This window comes from Sporomusa sp. (assembly GCF_057736855.1).
On sequence record NZ_JBYKYF010000119.1, the window covers coordinates 1 to 2,535 of the forward strand.

Below are 2,535 nucleotides of genomic sequence, written 5' to 3' on the forward strand. Positions count from 1 at the left end.
TGAGCCCGGCCAAGATTAAACCCGCGTTTTAAGAACAGTATGCCAACTCCAATACCGGCAATAAACCCAGCCAGCGCCGTAATCCCGTTAAGGTCACCGCCTGCCACTCTAAGAATAGCTCGCAACGGGCAGCCTAAGAATACCAGCGCTCCAATCATCATGGCCATTCCCAAGACAAATCGAATCACCGGATTAGATCCGCCTCGCGGCCGAAATTCACCACGAAGCCAGGATAGAGCGAAAGCCCCTAGCACAAATCCCAGAATCTCCGGCCTAGCATACTGCAGGGTGGCTACGCTGTGAATTCCGAGCGCCCCAGCAATATCCCGCAACTGACAGGCAGCACAAAAGCCGTAGTTTCCCGGATTGCCGAGTTTAACCAGCAACACCGCCCCCAAGCCAAATACCAGTCCGGTTACAATGGTTAACCAACTCATTGTCTCACCTCATAGAAAATATATTTAGTTCATCAATAAATATTATATATTTGTAACAATATTCCTGCTTATCAAGGAGCTAACAGGAAAAATTCTTATCTTGTCCGAAATATTACTACATACAGCGCGTTAACCATTACGAACTTCTTTCTTGCGAAAACCACACAGATATTTGAGGTGAGTGTATGTCCTATATGCAATCTTTAACCGTATTTTTACAGGTGGCCGAAGAAGGCAGTTTTTCCGCTGCTGCCAAAAAGCTTGCTTTAACCCAGCCAACCGTTTCTTTCCATATTGACAACCTGGAAAAAAATTTTGGATGCCCGTTATTTACCCGGACATCCAAAGGCGTCTCACTAACCATCTATGGTAAAAAATTATACGAAACTACCCGAACAATCAACAGCTTAGTGGCCTGCACCCATAATGAAATTCAGGCCATGATACAAGGTGCCAGCGGCCGAATCCTATTGGGTGCCAGTACAATCCCGGCAGATTATATTCTGCCACCGCTGTTAGCCAACTTTCTGAGCGCTCATCCAGGGCTGTCGCTGTCTTTGGTAACAGGCGATAGTCAAAGCATCTTAAAAAAGTTTACTCAGGGCGAAATACCCATTGCCATAATCGGTGCCAAACCGGATGACAATCTTGTTAGCCAACCATTATGGACAGATCAGCTGGTACTTGCCGCCCACCCTGATTTTAAAGTGGACTGCACTGCCCCCGTCAAAGAGTGGTTACTTACGCTACCATTTATTTTAAGAAAAAAATCGTCCGGTACAGCAAGGTCGGCGCTGCAGGCATTACAAGCGTTGGGAATCAGGGCTAGTGACCTTACCGTCGTTATGGAAGCAGGTAGTAATCAAGCAGTAAAAGCCGCCATTTTGAATAAAATTGGTGTAGGCTTTATCTCTAACTGGGCAGTGGAAAATGAGCTTGCCTCCGGCCAACTCATTACACTGCCGCTACCTGGCGCAGCCATTACACGCCAATTCTACGCCCTTAGCCGCCAGCCGTTTGGTCTAACCTGTCTGGATCTGTTCTGGCGATATTTACTCAGCCACAGCGATTAGCCACTTGTACCTGATTACGTCCGCCTTTTTTGGCTTCATATAATGCCTTATCAGCCTGGGTAATAAGATCAGACGGCTTATCATCCAGTGTAACGCGCCCCCCTGCCACGCCTACACTCACCGTGACATGATCTGCCACTTTCGAGGCGCTATGCGGTATGTTACAACGCTCAATCGCACTGCGAATGGCTTCAGCGACCTTAACAGCGCCAGCAAGAGAAGTTTCCGGCAGAATAACAACAAATTCTTCTCCACCATACCGTGCCAGCAAATCGCCCGGACGTTTTAAAACCCGGCCTGCGGCTGCTGCCACCTGTTTTAAACACTCATCACCTTGCTGGTGCCCATAGGTATCATTATAGTATTTAAAAAAATCAATATCTAAAAACAGAATTGCCAATTCCGACCCTGTTCTTACTGCCCGCCGCCATTCCCGATCATACATCTGTTCAAAATGCCGCCGATTCGCGATACCGGTTAACCCATCCAGCGAAGACAGGCGGCTTAATTCTCTATTGGCTTTTTCAAGTTCTTCCAAAACTTTCACCAATTCAGCCTCCCGGGCTTTGCGCTGGTCGGTTTCATATTTGATTTTTAAAGCCGATAGAACCCGTGCCTTTAATTCTAGAGGCTTAACTGGTTTGGTGATAAAATCCATAGCTCCGGCGGCAAACGCTCTGTCCAGCGTCTCCGTGTTACCATTAGCCATACTGTCAGTAATGATAATAATCGGAACATCCTTCAAACAACGATTGGATTTTATCAGGCGACAGGCTTCAATCCCATCCATATCCGACATAAACGCATCCATGAGAATAAGATCAATATGTGTGGCCGCACAATTCGGCTGATCCATACCCAATATGTCAAAAGCGGCAAATGTTGTTTCAGCAGTAATCACATCATTAAAGCCGTTTTTCTCCAATAGGCATTTAATTAACATCCGGCTATCTGCCGAATTCTCAACAAGTAAGATGGCCATTTTACCCCTCCCAGCCTGCTACTCAAACCACACTTCAACATCT

The 2,535-nt window shown here is 46.7% G+C and carries 3 protein-coding genes; 1 reads left to right on the forward strand and 2 read right to left on the reverse strand.

The genetic code is table 11. The features are described 5' to 3' along the window. A partial coding sequence (yedE, locus tag AC29Z1_RS09335) for a YedE family putative selenium transporter (RefSeq protein ID WP_488271189.1) occupies positions 1-437 on the reverse strand: 437 nt, incomplete at its 3' end. A 185-nt stretch (positions 438-622) separates the two neighbouring features. Between yedE and AC29Z1_RS09340 the strand changes: the two genes are divergently transcribed. Further along, a complete protein-coding gene (locus AC29Z1_RS09340; protein WP_488271190.1) occupies positions 623-1,510 on the forward strand; it encodes a LysR substrate-binding domain-containing protein in 888 nt (295 codons plus the stop codon). Here the strand turns inward: AC29Z1_RS09340 and AC29Z1_RS09345 are convergent. After that, a complete protein-coding gene (locus tag AC29Z1_RS09345) occupies positions 1,494-2,492 on the reverse strand; it encodes a GGDEF domain-containing response regulator (RefSeq protein WP_488271191.1) in 999 nt (332 codons plus the stop codon). The two genes, AC29Z1_RS09340 and AC29Z1_RS09345, sit on opposite strands and share 17 nt — an antisense overlap. Between the last annotated feature and the right edge of the window lie 43 nt (positions 2,493-2,535).